Source organism: Pseudoxanthomonas sp. SE1, assembly GCF_029542205.1.
GTDB lineage: Bacteria > Pseudomonadota > Gammaproteobacteria > Xanthomonadales > Xanthomonadaceae > Pseudoxanthomonas_A.
Genome location: NZ_CP113783.1, coordinates 3,878,219 through 3,894,047, shown reverse-complemented (window position 1 = coordinate 3,894,047; position 15,829 = coordinate 3,878,219). Strand labels below are relative to the sequence as shown.

At 66.8% G+C, this 15,829-nt stretch carries 16 protein-coding genes; 12 read left to right on the top strand and 4 right to left on the bottom strand.

Annotated features, from left to right (window positions below; genetic code table 11):
- Positions 1 to 335: 335 nt before the first annotated feature.
- Positions 336 to 461: a hypothetical protein gene (locus OY559_RS18305; RefSeq protein ID WP_277727706.1), complete on the bottom strand. Its 126-nt coding sequence runs from the start codon at positions 459 to 461 to the stop codon at positions 336 to 338.
- Between OY559_RS18305 and OY559_RS18300 the strand changes: the two genes are divergently transcribed.
- The 5 genes from OY559_RS18300 (at position 460) to OY559_RS18280 (ending at position 3,664) form a co-directional block, all read left to right on the top strand.
- A complete protein-coding gene (locus OY559_RS18300; protein ID WP_277727705.1) occupies positions 460 to 612 on the top strand; it encodes a hypothetical protein in 153 nt (50 codons plus the stop codon). The genes OY559_RS18305 and OY559_RS18300 overlap by 2 nt on opposite strands.
- Positions 609 to 1,691: a class I SAM-dependent methyltransferase gene (locus tag OY559_RS18295; protein ID WP_277727703.1), complete on the top strand. Its 1,083-nt coding sequence runs from the start codon at positions 609 to 611 to the stop codon at positions 1,689 to 1,691. The genes OY559_RS18300 and OY559_RS18295 overlap by 4 nt, the downstream gene beginning before the upstream one ends.
- Positions 1,692 to 1,695: 4 nt before the next feature.
- Positions 1,696 to 2,403: a pseudouridine synthase gene (locus OY559_RS18290; RefSeq protein WP_277727702.1), complete on the top strand. Its 708-nt coding sequence runs from the start codon at positions 1,696 to 1,698 to the stop codon at positions 2,401 to 2,403.
- A gap of 44 nt (positions 2,404 to 2,447) precedes the next feature.
- A complete protein-coding gene (locus OY559_RS18285) occupies positions 2,448 to 3,086 on the top strand; it encodes an HAD family hydrolase (RefSeq protein ID WP_277730058.1) in 639 nt (212 codons plus the stop codon).
- 83 nt (positions 3,087 to 3,169) lie between these two features.
- Positions 3,170 to 3,664, top strand: coding sequence for an REP-associated tyrosine transposase (locus OY559_RS18280; protein WP_277727701.1), 495 nt, complete (start codon positions 3,170 to 3,172; stop codon positions 3,662 to 3,664).
- Positions 3,665 to 3,742: 78 nt separating this feature from the next.
- On the opposite strand, the gene OY559_RS18275 is transcribed toward OY559_RS18280, so the two are convergent.
- On the bottom strand, positions 3,743 to 4,306 hold the full coding sequence (locus OY559_RS18275; RefSeq protein ID WP_277727700.1) for a DUF1415 domain-containing protein: 564 nt from the start codon (positions 4,304 to 4,306) through the stop codon (positions 3,743 to 3,745).
- A complete protein-coding gene (locus OY559_RS18270) occupies positions 4,299 to 4,781 on the bottom strand; it encodes a YajQ family cyclic di-GMP-binding protein (protein WP_142126029.1) in 483 nt (160 codons plus the stop codon). Before OY559_RS18270 ends, OY559_RS18275 begins: the two co-directional genes overlap by 8 nt.
- Positions 4,782 to 4,859: 78 nt before the next feature.
- Here OY559_RS18270 and OY559_RS18265 point away from each other — a divergent pair, with 78 nt between their 5' ends.
- The 3 genes from OY559_RS18265 (at position 4,860) to OY559_RS18255 (ending at position 7,400) form a co-directional block, all read left to right on the top strand.
- Positions 4,860 to 5,744, top strand: a complete 885-nt coding sequence (locus OY559_RS18265) for a DMT family transporter (RefSeq protein ID WP_277727699.1) — start codon at positions 4,860 to 4,862, stop codon at positions 5,742 to 5,744.
- A 69-nt stretch (positions 5,745 to 5,813) separates the two neighbouring features.
- Positions 5,814 to 6,809: an MBL fold metallo-hydrolase gene (locus OY559_RS18260; protein ID WP_277727698.1), complete on the top strand. Its 996-nt coding sequence runs from the start codon at positions 5,814 to 5,816 to the stop codon at positions 6,807 to 6,809.
- 33 nt (positions 6,810 to 6,842) lie between these two features.
- Entirely contained in the window at positions 6,843 to 7,400 is a 558-nt protein-coding gene (locus OY559_RS18255; RefSeq protein WP_277727697.1) for a DUF1453 domain-containing protein, read from the top strand.
- 70 nt (positions 7,401 to 7,470) lie between these two features.
- On the opposite strand, the gene OY559_RS18250 is transcribed toward OY559_RS18255, so the two are convergent.
- Positions 7,471 to 8,106: an OmpW/AlkL family protein gene (locus OY559_RS18250; RefSeq protein ID WP_277727696.1), complete on the bottom strand. Its 636-nt coding sequence runs from the start codon at positions 8,104 to 8,106 to the stop codon at positions 7,471 to 7,473.
- Between the two features lie 328 nt (positions 8,107 to 8,434).
- Here OY559_RS18250 and OY559_RS18245 point away from each other — a divergent pair, with 328 nt between their 5' ends.
- From OY559_RS18245 to OY559_RS18230, 4 genes are all read left to right on the top strand, one after another.
- The gene (locus OY559_RS18245) at positions 8,435 to 8,884 is read left to right on the top strand and encodes a DUF1801 domain-containing protein (protein ID WP_277727695.1); all 450 of its coding nucleotides are present in this window, start codon (positions 8,435 to 8,437) and stop codon (positions 8,882 to 8,884) included.
- A 5-nt stretch (positions 8,885 to 8,889) separates the two neighbouring features.
- Positions 8,890 to 9,915, top strand: a complete 1,026-nt coding sequence (locus OY559_RS18240; protein WP_277727694.1) for a LacI family DNA-binding transcriptional regulator — start codon at positions 8,890 to 8,892, stop codon at positions 9,913 to 9,915.
- 242 nt (positions 9,916 to 10,157) lie between these two features.
- The gene (gene pgmB, locus OY559_RS18235) at positions 10,158 to 13,181 is read left to right on the top strand and encodes a beta-phosphoglucomutase (RefSeq protein ID WP_277727693.1); all 3,024 of its coding nucleotides are present in this window, start codon (positions 10,158 to 10,160) and stop codon (positions 13,179 to 13,181) included.
- A gap of 73 nt (positions 13,182 to 13,254) precedes the next feature.
- Positions 13,255 to 15,756 (top strand): TonB-dependent receptor, encoded by a 2,502-nt coding sequence (locus OY559_RS18230; RefSeq protein WP_277727692.1) that lies wholly within the window; start codon positions 13,255 to 13,257, stop codon positions 15,754 to 15,756.
- Positions 15,757 to 15,829: the final 73 nt, after the last annotated feature.

The window sequence follows — 15,829 nt, the reverse complement described above, 5'->3', positions numbered from 1 at the left end:
TCGATGCTCCCCATTGCCGGCTGTCGCCAACCGGCAATCCGTTCGGGCGCCATGCGCCCTTGTTGATGTTCTTCCCACGTGCAGCCCGCGTCGGGGCATCACGACGCAGCGCACATGCGCCGGTCGCAGCCGCGCCCCTGCCTCGGGACGCGCACGCGCGCTACCCGGATGCCCCAGGGCGGAAAAGGATTTCCGTGATGGAAAGAAACGAACCTCGATGCATGCGCATCCTCCGCGAACGCTGAAAACAAAACGCCCCCGGGTATGGCGACCCGAGGGCGTTCGCGTTCCTCGGGAGATCGGGGTGGCCGATCTCCCAGGGAGTCAGCCGGATGTCAGGTGTCCAGGCGCCGTGCGGATTCGCTGCCGCGCTTGGCAGCGAAGGCATACGCATGCACGCGCAGGCCGCAGCGCGATGGCTGCAGGTCGAGCGTGTTGGCGATGTCGTACGCGGGCTTCATGGAATTCGTTCTGGTGAAAAAACAGCCGCAGGGGCCGAAGGCCGCGCACGATACGCCGGTTGTTTTGTTCGTGCAACATTTTTTTCACTTTGTTTTCCGTGGCCGACGGGCGGTGTCGGAAACGGTAGCCAGCGGCCAGCCGGTAGAATGACGCCTCCCTTCCTCATGCGTGCCGCCGTGGCCTCCCGATTCTCCGATCCCGCGCTCGACGCATTGATGTTGCCCTTCACGCAGGGACTGCTTGCCTGGCCGTCCGGACCCGTGTTGTTCCTGCGCGCGCGCGATGGCGCCGCGCTGCGCCAGGTTTCGCTCGCCCGACTGGTGTGCGAGCAGAGTTTCCGCCCGGACGCCGAACTTCTGGAGCGCGCGGGACTGCGTGTGGTCGCCAATGCCGCCGCGGACGACGCGCGTTATCCGCTGGTGCTGGTGTTGCCCCCCCGCCAGCGCGAAGAAGCGCGTGCGCTGCTGGCGCGTGCGGTGCAGCTTGCGGCGCCTGGCGGTGTCGTTGTCGCCGCAATGACGAACAATGAGGGTGCGAAGTCAGGCGAAGCCGATCTGAAGCAACTCACGGGCATCGGCGGCACCTTGACCAAGTTCCATTGCCGCACGTTCTGGACACGCCCGCTGGGCGAAGGTACGGACGGATCGCTGCTGCGCCAGTGGTCGTCACTCGACGCACCACGCCGCCTCGAAGGGGGGCGCTTCCTGAGTCGTCCGGGCGTGTTCGCCTGGAACCGGATCGATCCGGCATCAGCGCTGCTCGTCGAATGCCTGCCTGCCGACATCATCGGGCATGGCGCCGACCTTGGCGCGGGCTGGGGATTCCTGTCGCTCGCTCTGCTCGAACGCAACCCCGGCATCACCGCCCTGGATCTCTACGAGGCCGAGGCGCGTGCGCTGGCGTTGGCGAAGGAGAACCTGGGCAATACCGCTACTACCGCGCGCCTCGACTTTCGCTGGCACGACGTGACCGGTGGGCTGCCGGAGCGCTACGACTTCATCGTCAGCAATCCGCCCTTCCACACGCAGAGCCGCGCAGACCGTCCCGACATTGGCCAGCGCTTCATCGCGGCAGCGGCGGAAGCGTTGAAGCCGGGCGGCCGCCTGTGGCTGGTCGCCAACCGTCATCTGCCTTACGAGCAGACCTTGAACGAGCGTTTCGGCGACGTGCGCGTGGCCGGCGAGCGTGACGGTTTCAAGGTCATCGCCGCGGTCAAGGCGAGGCGGTGAGGGCATGAAGATCGTCAAGCACATCGCCAACCTCGGCTACGGCAGCCGCAAACAGGTGCAGTGGATGTTCCGCGAGGGACGCATCACCGACGCCGCGGGCGAGGTGCTGTATGCCGATGATCCGGTCGACCACGACACCATCCGCGTGGATGGCGAGCCGCTCGATCCCGCGCCGGGGCTGGCGATCCTGTTGCACAAGCCCGTCGGCTACACCTGCTCCACCAAGGACACCGGCCGCATCGTCTACGACCTGTTCCCGTCGCGCTTCCGCGATCGCTCGCCGGTGCTGTCCACGGTCGGGCGACTCGACCGCGAGACCAGCGGCCTGCTGCTGCTCACCGACGACGGTGGACTGCTGCACCGGATCATCTCGCCGAAGGCCAACCTGCCCAAGGTCTATGACGTCACGCTGGCGCAGGACCTGCGCGGCGATGAAGGCGCGGTCTTCGCCAGCGGTACGTTGATGCTGGAATCCGAGCAGACGCCGCTGGCACCGGCCGGGTTGCACGTGACCGACCCGCGCCATGCGCAGGTCACGCTTACCGAAGGTCGGTACCACCAGGTGCGCCGCATGTTCGCCGCCGTCGGCAACCATGTGGAGGCATTGCATCGCAGTCGCATCGGAGGACTGACGCTGGGCGACCTCGAGCCGGGGCAATGGCGTCTCCTGGACGAGGACGATCTCCGCCAGCTGTTCGAGGGGAACGCGTGAGCCCCGTACACCTGCCGTTCGTGCCCGAGGCGGTGATCTTCGACATGGACGGCCTGATGCTGGACAGTGAACGCGCGATCATCGGTTGCCTGGCAGCGGCTGCACGCGAACAAGGTCATGATCTTCCCGACGTGCTGTGGCTGTCCATGGTGGGCCACAGCGAGGCCGTCTGCCGGCACCTGCTGGATGAAGCGGTGGGCGAAGCGCAGCGCGACCTGGTCCTGCAGCGCTCGCATGCGTTGTACGACGCCGTCGTGGCCGCAGGAGTGCCGCATCGGCCCGGCATCATCGAGATGCTGGATTTCCTGCGGTCGCGCGGCATTCCGCGCGCCGTTGCAACGTCCACCCGACGGCCGCTGGCAGTGCGCAAGCTGGAAGCCTCGCAGCTGTTGCCGTACTTCGACGCGGTCTGCACCAGCAGTGACGTCCAACACCCCAAGCCCGCGCCCGATGTCTATCTTCTGGCGGCACGCACGCTGGGCATCGAGCCGGTGCGGTGCCTGGTGCTGGAGGATTCGCCCACCGGCGTGCGCGCCGCGCTCGCCGCCGGCATGCATCCGATCCAGATCCCCGACTTGCTGGAACCGGACGACGCCGTGCGTGCGCTGGGGCACACCATCCTGCGGTCGCTTGACGATGCCCGCATGTTGTTGGAGCGAGGCGTACCTGGAGAGCTCTTGTAGGAGCGACGTGAGTCGCGACCGCACGGCAAATTCCCACTCGAATGCGCGAGGTCTCCTGATATGGCGGCCCTTGCGGTGATTCCATGCTCGCCGGCATGGATAACGCCGACTGCCTGCGACGAACTGGAGGTCACGCCGCTTTGCGTCACGGACGCATATCAGCGGAAGGACAGGTCTACCTGGTCACCTTCGTCACGGATGACCGCCGACCACTTTTCTCCGATCCCACTCTGGCCTACGATGCCGCGCGTGCGGCCACCGACAAGCGGCTCTGGTATCGCTCCCGGCTGTTGGCGTGGGTGCTCATGCCGGATCACTGGCATGGGCTGATCGAGTTGGGCGCTATGGAATCGCTGTCCGTCTGCGTGCAGCGCCTGAAGACCAATACGTCACGCGCGACGGCCAGGCCCGAAGGTCCGCGACGTGTGTGGGCACCTGGCTTCCATGATCGCGCGATCCGTTCGGATGATGGCGTGCGGGCCGCCGCGCGTTACCTGGTCGCCAATCCATTGCGCGCTGGATTGGTTGATCGGATCGGAAGCTACCCATACTGGGATGCGGTGTGGGTCCAGTCCTAGAAGAGCGATGACGGCGCTACGGGGCGGACGGTCGGCGGTCGCGACTTACGTCGCTCCTACGGAAGAGCCTGACCTCGCTCACTCCGCGAACAGCTTCGCCCACCCCGCATGACCCAGCGCATCCAGCGTCTTCACGTTGCGCTCCACGATGACATCGGCATCGGGGAAGGCTTCCACCGCGCGGTCGATGCTGGCTTCGCGCAGCAGGTGCAGGGTGGGGTAGGGCGAACGGTTGGTGTAGTTGCTGATGTCGTCCGGCATGGTGCCGGCGAACTGGTAGTCCGGGTGGAAGCTGGCCACCTGGATGATGCCCTGCAGGTCCAGCGCCTCGACGGCGGCGTCGGCGTTGTCTAGGAAATCGTTGTAGTCGAGGAAGTCCGTCAGCACGTCGGGATGGATGATCAGCGTGGTGTCGACCTGGTCGGGGTCCGCATCGCGCAGCAGCACCAGTTCCTCCGCCAGTTCCTCCAGCAGTGCTTCCGGGGTGCTCGCATCGCTGAGCACGAAACGGACCTGCTGCTTCACGTACACCGCTTTCGCGAACGGGCACAGGTTCAGGCCGATCACCGCGCGCTCCACCCAGCGACGAGTGGCGTCGAGGGGATCGGACGTGTCGCCGGCTGCGGCGGGCGAGTCAGTCACGGAAGTTGTCGAACTGCAGCGGCAGCTCGAACTCGGTCTTCTTCAGCAGGGCGATGACATCCTGCAGGTCGTCGCGCTTCTTGCCGGTCACGCGCAGCTTCTCGCCGTTGATCTGCGCTTCCACCTTGAGCTTGGCGTCCTTGATGGTGGAGACGATCTTCTTGGCCAGCTTCTGTTCGATGCCCTGCTTGACGGTGATCTTCTGGCGCGCGCCGGCCAGGTTGGTGTCCACGTCGCCGAACTCGAGGCAGCGTACGTCGATCTGGCGGGCGATCAGGCGCGCGCGCAGGATGTCGGTCATCTGCTTGAGCTGGAAGTCGCTCGGCGCGGACTGGGTGATGAGTTTGTCTTCCAGCTCGAACTTCGCTTCCACGCCCTTGAAGTCGAAGCGGGTGGAGAGTTCGCGGTTGGCCTGGTCCACGGCGTTGGTCAGTTCGTGGGCGTTGACTTCGGAAACGACGTCGAAAGAGGGCATGGGGGTTCTTCCTGCGTGATGCACCGCCATTCTAGCGTGCCACCTTCGCCGCCGAGCACCGGCGGGCGATAATGGCGCATGCCCGTCCCCCGTCCCTCCCTCGCTTCCGCCATCCTGCTGATGCTGGCGGCCGTGCTGATGTTCGCGTTGATGGATGCGGGGCTGAAGCTGCTCTCGGCCGAGTACCCGCCCTTGCAGGTCGCTGCGCTGCGCGGGCTCTCCTCGCTGCCGCTGGTGACGCTCTGGGTGCTGGCGACGGTACCTGCGCGGTCGCTGTTGCGCGTGTACTGGCCGCTGCACCTGCTGCGCGGCGTGCTGGGCATCGCGATGATGGCGGGGTTCGTCTATGGCCTGCGGACGATGCCGTTGTCCACGGCCTACGCGATCACCTTCGTCGCGCCGCTGCTGGTCACGGCGATGGCGGGTCCTTTGCTCAAGGAGCGCGTGGGACCTGCGCGCTGGGTGGCGATCTTCATCGGCCTGGTGGGCGTGCTGGTGATCCTGCGCCCCACTGGCGAGGGGATGCTGACCCGGGGTGGGCTGGCGATCCTGCTGGCCGCGATCTGCTACGCGCTGGGTGCGGTCACCGTGCGCATGCTGGCGCAGCGCGACAGCACGCAGGCGATGGTGTTCTGGTTCGTCGTGTTGCTGTCATTGGGCGCGTGGCTGCTTGCGCTTCCCGCTTGGGAGCCGTTGCAGCCCGCGCACGGCTGGATCATCGCCGGTGTCGGTGTCTCCGGTTCGCTGGCACAGGTAGCGTTGACCGAGGCCTTCCGCCGTGGCGAGGCCTCGCTGATTGCGCCGCTGGAATACACCGCGCTGGTGTGGGGCGTGATCCTTGACGTCGCCCTGTGGTCGGTGTTGCCGGACGGCGTCACCTGGATCGGTGCGGGCATCATCGTGGCGAGCGGGATGTACCTGCTGCGGCGGGAGAAGGTGCACGTGGAAGCCGAGCATCCGTGACCTTTGGCCCGTGGGATGCACGCGGGAAGTCACGACACTGGACGTGCTGTCCCGCCAGGAGGATCCGCGATGCGCTTGCGAGGGCGCTGTCTCGCCGCCGTGCTGTGCCTGCTCTGCGCGTGCGTGCCGCCGCCGCCGAAGGATGCGCCGGCGGCGACCGACAGGAGTGCCAGGCGCATCGCCAGGGACGTGTACCTCATTCCCGGACGCTTCGTCGCAGGGGAGCAGCCCGATGGCAACAGTGTGCTGCTGCGTGGCAGGACGGGCTGGATCGTCATCGACACCGGCAGGCATCCCGTCCATGCGGAGGCCATTGAAGCCTTCGTGGGAGGCAGGGGCGCGCCGCTTGTCGCACTGGTCAACACGCACTGGCACCTCGATCACGTGAGTGGCAACGTTCCGTTGCGGGCGGCGCATCCGCGGGCCGAGGTGCATGCGAGCACGCAGGTAATCACCGAGCGGAATGGATTCCTCGCGCGCTACCGGACCCAACTTGAGGCGCTGCTGCGCGAGCGCGTGGACGATCCGCAGGTGCCGGCATGGCGCGATGAAGTCGCGCGCATCGACGGTGCCCGTGCCTTCGAGCCGACCCATCCGGTGGACACGGATGGCATGCGGACCCTGGATGGACGGCCGCTACGTTTCGGACTTCAGCGCGAGGCGGTCAGCGGCGGTGATGTGTGGGTGTTCGATCCGGGTACGCGTGTGCTGGTCGCCGGCGACCTGGTGACGTTGCCCGTGCCGCTGCTGGACACTGCCTGTCCCGGGGCGTGGGCGGAAGGACTGGCGTCGCTCGAGGGTGTTCCGTTCGAGGTGCTGGTGCCTGGCCACGGCGAGCCGATGGGTCGGGCCGGTTTCGAGCGGTATCGCACCGCCTTCCGGGGCCTGCTGGCATGCGCAGCAGGCCCCGGCAGTGATGCCGCCTGCACCGATGCCTGGCTCGCCGATGTCGGCGATCTGGTACCCGCGGCCCAGCACGCCCATGCACGGCAGGTGTTGCAGGGCTACTACCTGCCGCAGCAGCTGCGTGGCCGACCCGTGCGTCCGGCGTACTGTCCGCCGTGAAGCCGTTCGTCCGCCTTCGGGCATGATGCACGCATGCCCATTGTCCTCGTCCTGCTTTTCGTCTTCCTGCTGCTGGCCTTGTGGGCGGTGCTGCTGCCTGTCTCCTTGTGGCAGCGTTACCGCTACGGCCGTGCGCGCCGCATGGCACGCAGCTGGCTGCTGACGCTCAACGCATGGGGCCTGTTGCTGTCGGTCGCGATCTTCGTCGCGGTCAGCGCGTTCGGCCTGTTCTGGTGGCCGGACAGCCTGGTCGGCGCCGGCATGGGACTGGCTGCCGGCAGCCTGCTCGGCCTGCTCGGCGTATGGCTCACGCGCTGGGACGTCGCGCCGCAGGGCGTGTTCTATCAGCCCAATGCCTGGCTGGCGTTGCTGCTGGTCGCCATCGTGGCCGGTCGCATCGTGCTGGGATTCGTGCAGATGGCGCAGTACTGGCAAAGCGGCGGTGTGCCGGCGACCCATGCGCTGCTGAGCGGGCACGGCAGCCTGCTGGCGGTAGCCGGCCTGCTGCTGGGTTATTACCTGGTCTATGCGTGGGGTGTGAAGTGGCGCGTCGCGCGTCTGCAACGCCTGCGCGGCCGCGTCCTGCGGTGATCTTCTCTGCGACATGAAAAGGCGGCGGACCCGAAGGCCCGCCGCCGTATCGACGCGTTGGAGCAATGGATCAGAAGCGCGCGCCGATACCCACGCCCACGACCCAGGGGTCGATCGTCAGTTCTTCACCGGTGCCCTGGCCAGCGACACGCACGCCGGCATCGCCCTTCATGTAGCGGGCATCCGCACGCGCGAACCAGTGCTCGTTGATGTTGAAGTCCATGCCGGCCGTGGCGATGGCGCCCTTGGCGGTCTCCAGGCCCACGTGCGCACCGTCGCCGCCAATGGTCTCGTCACTGAAGTTGGACTCGTAGTAGCCCAGTCCCACGAACGGACGCATCACCTTGTCGGGCGTACCGAAGTGGTACTGGCCGCTCAGCGCGATCGGCTGCTGGTCGACGGTGCCGATCTTGCCAGCGCCATCGGCCTTCACGCGATGGTTGAACTTGTCGGCCGCGCCCCACAGCTCCACCGCGATGTTGTCGGTGGCGTACCAACTGGCACTGATGACCGGCGCGACATCGCCATCGATCTCCAGACCGGGTGCCGGATCGCTGTCCGGCTTGAGGATGGCGGCACCGCCGACGACAGCGAAGCGCTTGCCGTAGGACGTGGACGCGGTATCGGTGGTGGCGTCCTGCGCGAACGCCGCAGGGGCGGCGACCAGGGCAGCAAGGGCAATCGTGAGGGTTCGAATGGACATCATGCAGGCATCTCCTGTTGGTGTTTTCTTATGTCCCTTCCGTGCGATGCGCATGTGCTGCGTCGTCGCCATCAGGGCGAGCGCACCGTAACCATTCGCGCATGAACGTCTCCCACGTCGCGACGTGAACGAATGGCGAATCCGTTCGAATATCGCGCTCGATTCATGTGCATTTCACCGCGCGTGCATGTCGCTGACCGGAAGAAGTACGTCATATCCCACCACGCCGTGCGGAGGTAGCGTTGTCCGGTCACGCGTCGCTCAAGGTGCGGCGGTCCACGACACCGGTCGCGTGGTTGCGTTAATCTCGGCGCGACGAGGAGCGATGCCCATGGCCAGCAGCAAGGCGAAGACGGTCGATGAATACCTGGCGGAACTGCCGGAGGAGCGGCGGGCCGTCATGTCGGCGGTACGCGACCTGGTCAACCGGCACCTGCCTGCCGGCTACGTCGAGGCGATGAACTGGGGCATGGTGAGCTGGGAGATCCCGCTGTCGCGCTATCCGACCACCTACAACAAGCAGCCGCTGTCGTATGTCGCACTGGCGGCGCAGAAGCAGTACTACGCGCTGTACCTGACGCTGTGCCACGAAAACTCCGCCCAGGACGTTGCGCTCCGCAACGCCTATGCGGATGCCGGCATGAAGCTGGACATGGGCAAGAGCTGCCTGCGCTTCAAGGTGTTGGACGACCTGTTGCCCCAGGTGATCGGCGCGGTGATCGCCTCGACGCCGGTGGAGGCGCGCATTGCACACCACGAAGCAGGTCGCGCACGGAAGTGACCCGTATGCCCCCTTCCAAGCGCAAGCCACGGTCCGGGACCGACCTGCCGACGCCGGGCGGCCACCTGACGATGGCGGATCTGGCGAAGGTGGCCGGCGTTTCGGCCATCACCGTCTCCCGCGCGTTGCGCGACAGCCCGCTGGTGAACACCGAAACGCGCGAACGCGTGCGCCAGATCGCGAAGCAGTACGGCTATGCGTTCAACGTGAGCGCACGCAACCTCAAGCTCCGCCGCAGCATGACCGTGGCCGTGGTGGTGGAGATGAAGCCCACCGTCGAGCGCCAGATGTCCGGTCCCTATCCGCTCGACCTGCTCGGCGGCATCACACAGGAACTCACAACGACCGGCTACAGCGTCCTGCTGACCTCGCTGCAGGGCGGCGCGTTGCCGAATGTGCAGGCGGCTGACGGTGTGATCCTGCTGGGGCAGGGCGCGCACGAGGATGCGATGCACACGGTGCAGCGCTGGGGCCGGCCCATGGTGGTCTGGGGTGCGGTCAGCCGGCACGAGTCGCAGGTCGTCGTCGGCAGTGACAACCGTCGCGGCGGCGCGCTGGCGGCGGAGCGCTTCATCGCACTCGGTCGCCGCCGGCCGGCGTTTCTCGGCGATCCCGCGCACGGCGAGTTCGCCGAGCGCCTCGAAGGCTTCATCGCCACATTGGCCGAACATGGCATCACGCCCCTGACCCCGACCGTTGCCAGTTTCACCGTCGGAGCAGGGGCGGAAGCCGTGCATGCGTTGCTGGACACGCATGCCCAGGTCGACGCGCTGTTCGCCGCCAGCGACCTGCTCGCCATTGGCGCGATCCGCGCGCTGATCGAGCGCGGCCGTCGCGTACCGGAGGACGTGTCGGTGATCGGGTACGACGACACGCCGCTGGGCGCCACCTACGTGCCGCCGCTGACGTCCGTGCACCAGAACTTCATCGACGCCGGCGTGCTGCTGGCGCGCAAGGTCCGTGCCCTGATCGAGGGCGAAGCGGCCGGATCCGAGACCCTGCCGACCCACCTGGTGGTCCGCACGACCTGAGCGCAGGGCGCTGTTGCATTGCAGCGGCTACCCGGTAGACATTCTGCGCGGTCGCAGCAGCGGAAGCTATATGCAACGCATTGAATCTGCTGGATTTAAGGGTGCCTGCGTGGCACGTCGTCGCGCGCCGGACCCTGCCGCTCATGTGAATTGACATCGATAACTTGACATCGATAACAACGACTCCTAGCGTGCCTCCGCCCGGGCTGCCAGCCCGGCAGGGACCAGAGGCCAGCGCGGGAATGTCGGTGGAACAGGGCAGGAAAGAAGCAGCGGTCACCGTCGGCGAAGCCGGCGATGTCGGCCTGGCGCGACAGGATCCTTGGCGGCTCACACACCGCGGGATCGACACCGCGCGTGCCGCGCGCGATGAAACGCTGTTCGCCCTGGCCAACGGCACGCTGGGCGTGCGTGGCGCGCTGGAGGAAGGCGACAGCGCCAGCGACGGCACGTTCCTGTCCAGCGTGTTCGAACAGAACCCGATCCACTACCACGAGCGCTTCCCCGGCTTCACCCGCAGCACCGATACGCGCGTGCCGGTGGCCGAGGGCAAGCACATCCGCCTGCAGCTCGGTGACGTGCCCCTGCGCCTGCTGGAGGCCGAATGGCTGGACTTCGAACGCACGCTCGATCTCGCTGCCGGCGCACTGGTCCGCCGCCTGCGCCTGAAGACCGCGCAGGGCCACACCCTGGAAATCCGCGCGCGTCGCGTAGTGCCGTTGGCCGAGCGGGCGCTGCTGGCAATCCGCTTCGAAGTCGCCTCCATCGACTACGCCGGTCCGCTGACGCTGCGCTCGTCGATCGAGACCGGGCGCCAGGCGGTGGAGCAGGGCGACGATCCCCGCATCGGCGTGCATGGCGGCAAGGATCTGCAGGTGTCGGACGAACACGCCGATGCCGATGGCGCGCGGCTGACCCAGCGCACCCATCACAGTGGCGTGGCGCTGGTGTGCGCGCAGCACCATCGCCTGTCGCCCGGCCTCGTCTTCGAGAGTGCCGCCGCCACTGCGGGTCGTGTCGAACAGCGCTACACGGCGACGCTGACGCCTGGCGCATCGGTGGTGGTCGAGAAATTCGTGGCCTACGACGACGGCAATGGCCATGCGCAGGACGGGGTGGACGCCGTGCTGGCGCGGGCGCTGCGCGAAGGGTTCGACGGCATCGCCGGCGCGCAGGCCGACGCGATGCAGGCCTTCTGGCAGCGCGCCGGCCTGTCGGTGGACGGCGATCCGGCCGCGGAGCTGGCGCTGCGCTTCAACCTGTTCCACCTGCTGCAGTCGGCCGGCCGCGATGGCATCACCGGGACGGCGGCCAAGGGCATCACCGGCGAAGGCTACGAAGGCCACTGCTTCTGGGATACCGAAGCCTTCGTGCTGCCCGTCATGGCATTCACCGCGCCGGACGTGGCGCGCGCGATGCTGATGTACCGCTTCCGCACGCTCGACGGCGCGCGCGACACCGCGCGCGCGATGAACCATCCCCGCGGCGCGCTGTACCCGTGGCGCACCATCGCCGGCCGCGAATGTTCCGCGCACTATCCCAGTGGCTCGGCGGCGTACCACATCAACGCCGCCATCGCCTACGGGATCGGGCTTTATCTCGACGCCAGCGATGATCTCGACTTCCTCAGCGAGGCTGGCGCCGAGATTCTTTTCGAGACCGCGCGCATCTGGCCGCAGGCCGGGCATTTCAATCCGCGCCTCGATGGCGCGTTCTGCATCCATGAAGTGACCGGGCCCGACGAGTACACCACGCTGGTCAACAACAACTGGTACACCAACCGCATGGCGCAGCGGCACCTGCAGCGCGCCGTCGAGGCATGGAACCGGTTGTCGGTCGACCGCCCGGAGGCGCTGCGCGTGCTGGCGGCCCGCATCGGACTGGACGCCGACGAAGTCGCGCTGTGGCAACGCGCCGCCGATGCGATGCATCTGCCGGTCGATGCCGCGCTCGGCATCCACCCGCAGGACGACGACTTCCTCGCCAAGCCGCGTTGGCCGTTCCCGAAGCGCGAAGGGCCGCATCGTCCGCTGCTGCTCGACTACCACCCGCTCACGCTGTACCGCCACCAGGTCTGCAAGCAGGCCGACGTGGCGATGGCGCTGGTGCTGGCAGGTGACGGCATCCCGCTGGGAACGAAGCGTCGCGACTTCGACTACTACGAGGCGGTCACCACCCACGATTCCACGCTGTCGGCGCCCGTGTACGGCATCCTCGCCAGCGAAGTCGGACACGATGAAAAGGCATGGCGCTACTTCGACGCCAGCCTGCGCGTGGACCTGGATGACCTGCATGGCAACACCGACCACGGCGTGCACATGGCGGCGATGGCGGGCAGCTGGCTGGGGCTGGTGCAGGGTTTCGGCGGACTGCGCATCGTGGGCGGTCGCCTGCAGTTCGCGCCGACGCTGCCGGCTGCCTGGAAGGGCTATGGCTTCAACCTGCGTTGGCGCGGTTGCGCACTGCGGGTGGACGTGGATGCGCGGGGCGTGCGCTATCGGCTGGACGAGGGCGACCTGCTCGCCTTCACGCATGTGGGGAGCGAGGTGGTGCTGAAGCCAGGGCGGGAAGCCACATTGCCGCTTGCCGTACCGTCGCCGCCGAAAGCCGCGTTCCCACGCGCCTGCCGTGCCCTGGTCTTCGACCTGGATGGCGTGCTGACCGACACCGCGCACACGCACTACCGGGCATGGAAGCGGCTGGCCGACGAGATCGGCGTGCCGTTCGACCTGCAGGTCAACGAGCGCCTGAAAGGCGTGGACCGGATGGCATCGCTGGAGATCATCCTGGAGCGCGCATCCCGTGCCTACAGCGCGGACGAGAAGCGCGCGCTGGCCGACACCAAGAACGGCTACTACGTGCAGGAGATCGCCAACGTCGGACCGCAGGACCTGTTCGACGGCGTGCGCGAGGTGCTGGATGCCGCGCGTGCCGCGGGTCTGAAGCTCGGGCTGGCGTCCGCCAGCCGCAACGCGCCGGCATTGCTGGAAAAGCTCGGCATCGCCGACTGCTTCGACTACATCGCCGACGCCGGCCGCATCGTCCGCGCCAAGCCCGACCCGGCCATTTTCCTGGATGTCGCGGCCGCGCTGGGCGTGCCCGCGCACCTGTGCATCGGGGTGGAGGACGCCGCCGCCGGCATCGAGGCCATCCACGCCGCCGGCATGGCCGCCGTGGGCATCGGCGATGCGCGCGCGCTGCGCCACGCCGACGCCGTGATTCCCCGCATCGCCGAGTTCGACCTGAGGACGTTCGTTTCGCCTTGACCGCACCTGGCCACAGAAGCCGCGGCGGCAGACCACCACCATCACAACATGCAGTACCCCGGAGGGAGAGACCATGCAGTACCGCAAGCCACACTTGATCCGTTATGCCCTGTCCGCCGCCATCGCCGCGGCGCTGGCGCCCGGCGCCGTCCTGGCGCAGGACGCCGCGCCCACCGAGAAGCAGGCGGATGCCACCACCCTGGACGCCGTGGTGGTGTCCGGTTCCGCCTCTGCCGGCGGCGTGCGCAAGCTGGAAGCCAGCTTCAACATCGTCACCGCCAATGCCGAACAGATCAAACAGGCCAATCCGAAGAGCACGGCCGACCTGTTGAAGATCTCACCCGGCATGTGGCCGGAATCCACCGGTGGCCAGACGGGCGCCAACATCGAGATCGCCGGCTTCCCCGGGGGGGGCGACGCGCCGTACTTCTCCACGTTGCTGATGGGCTCGCCGCTGTACGGCATGCCGACGCTGTCGTTCTTCGAAACCACCTCGATGTTCCGCCTGGACGATACGGTGGAAGCGGTGGAGATCCTGCAGGGCGGACCCTCGGTGGTGTTCGCTGACGGCCAGATGGGTGCCAGTGCCAACTTCTTCCTGAAGACCGGCACCGACGAACCCTCCGGCAGCGTGGGTCTGACATACGGCAATGAAGGACTGTGGCGGCTCGACGGCTTCGCTGGCTTCAAGGTCTCCGAGAACTGGTACGGCAGCGTCGGCGGTTTCTGGCGCGAGTCAGACGGCGTGCGCGATCCCGGCTTCAAGGCCGACAAGGGCGGACAGCTGACCGGTACCCTGTCGCGCGATTTCGACAGCGGTCGCCTCACGCTGTACGCGCGCTACCTCAACGACAAGAACCAGTTCATCACGCCCATCCCGCTGATCCAGCGGGGCGAGGACGACTTCAGCGCATATCCGGGCTTCGATCCGCTGAAGGATACGTACTACAGCCAGGCCATCCGTCATGTGCGCCTGCCGAACTATCCGGGCAGTCCGGTCGACGCGGACTTGGCCAACGGACGCGGTGCCGATGTGGTGTTCGCTGGCGGCAACTTCGACTATTCGTTCGGCAACGGGTGGTCGATCAGCGACAAGTTCCTGTTCACCCAGGGCGACATGGACACCAACGCACTGTTCTCCGGCAACAATCCGGCGACGCTGCAGGACATGCTGTACACGGCCGGTACGCCGGGTGGCTTCCAGCTGCCGGCGGGTTCGGCGACGGCGACCTATGTCGGCGGCGGTGCGGTGCCGCTGACGCAGAGCGTCATCCAGCAGGGCTGGTGGTACATCCACAAGGAACTGAAGGCGTTCAACAACGACTTCCGCCTGAGCAAGGATCTGTTCGAGGGCAATACGCTGACGGTCGGCGTATATGTCAACCACTATTCGATGAGCGACAAGTGGTCCCTCGGCAACCAGATGCTGATGACCAACGAGCCCAACGCCACGCCGATCACCGTCAGCTACGTCGACGGCGGCCAGACCTACCAGCGCACCGACAGCCAGGGCTTCGCGGACTTCGGTGGCTACCACATCGCCCAGAACGGCCGCGCCACCAACACCGCGCTGTACGTGTCCGACATGTGGCGCGTCGGCAAGTGGCTGCTGGACCTGTCCGGCCGCGTCGAGAACCAGGACGCCACCAGCAATGTCTGCAACCGCAGCTCGTCGGGCCCAGGCGGACTGGATGGCAATCCCAACACGCTGTACGACAACAATGTGGAAACCTGCAACGGCACGTTCGCGCGCAACACCTACGACAAGACCCATCCGGCCTTCACTGCCGGCGCGAACTATGCCTTCACCAACCACATGTCGGCCTACGGCCGCGTCAACACCGGCGGCCACTTCCTCGACTTCGACAACGGCATCCGCGGTACGACGAACGACAACTACCCGCCGATGCAGAAGATCCGCAACTACGAGGTTGGCTTCAAGTACCAATCTCCGCTGCTGTATGCGGACATCAGTGCGTATCGTCGGGTGTTCACGGGCCTGCAGTACCAGCCTACCAATGGCCTTGGTACCCCGGTGGGTTCGCCGGCGATCTACGGATCGGAATCGGTGGGCGTGAACTTCATCGGTGCACTGACCCCGGTCGACAACCTGCGCCTGCAGCTGGTGGCCAACTACCTGGACGGCGAATACACCGACTACGACGCCTGCGTGCCGTATACGGATATCAACGGTACCTCCCAATGCGCCACGATCGAGGGCCAGCAGCTGCAGCGCCAGCCGAAGTTCCGTGCCATGTTCACGCCGAGCTATCGCATCGAGGCTGGCTGGGGCGACGTGACGCCGTACATCACCTACACCTACGTGGGTGACCACACGCAGGACCAGTCGGGCCTGCAGCAGTTGGGCTCGTACCAGACGCTGGACTTCGGCGTGACCGCGAACGTGGGCGACAACTGGCAGTTCAACCTGCGCGGCACCAACATGACCAACGAGCTGGGACTGACCGAGAGCAACTCGCGCATCTTCGGGTCGGCGACCACCGCCGGTGGCGTACTGCTGGCGCGTCCGCTGGAAGGCCGTGAGATCAACGTACAGGCGAAATACAGCTGGTAAGTGCGGTCGGGGGCGCCTCCCTCCTCTCCCGGGAGGCGTCCCCTTGCGGCTGCGGCGCATGCGCGCGGCGATA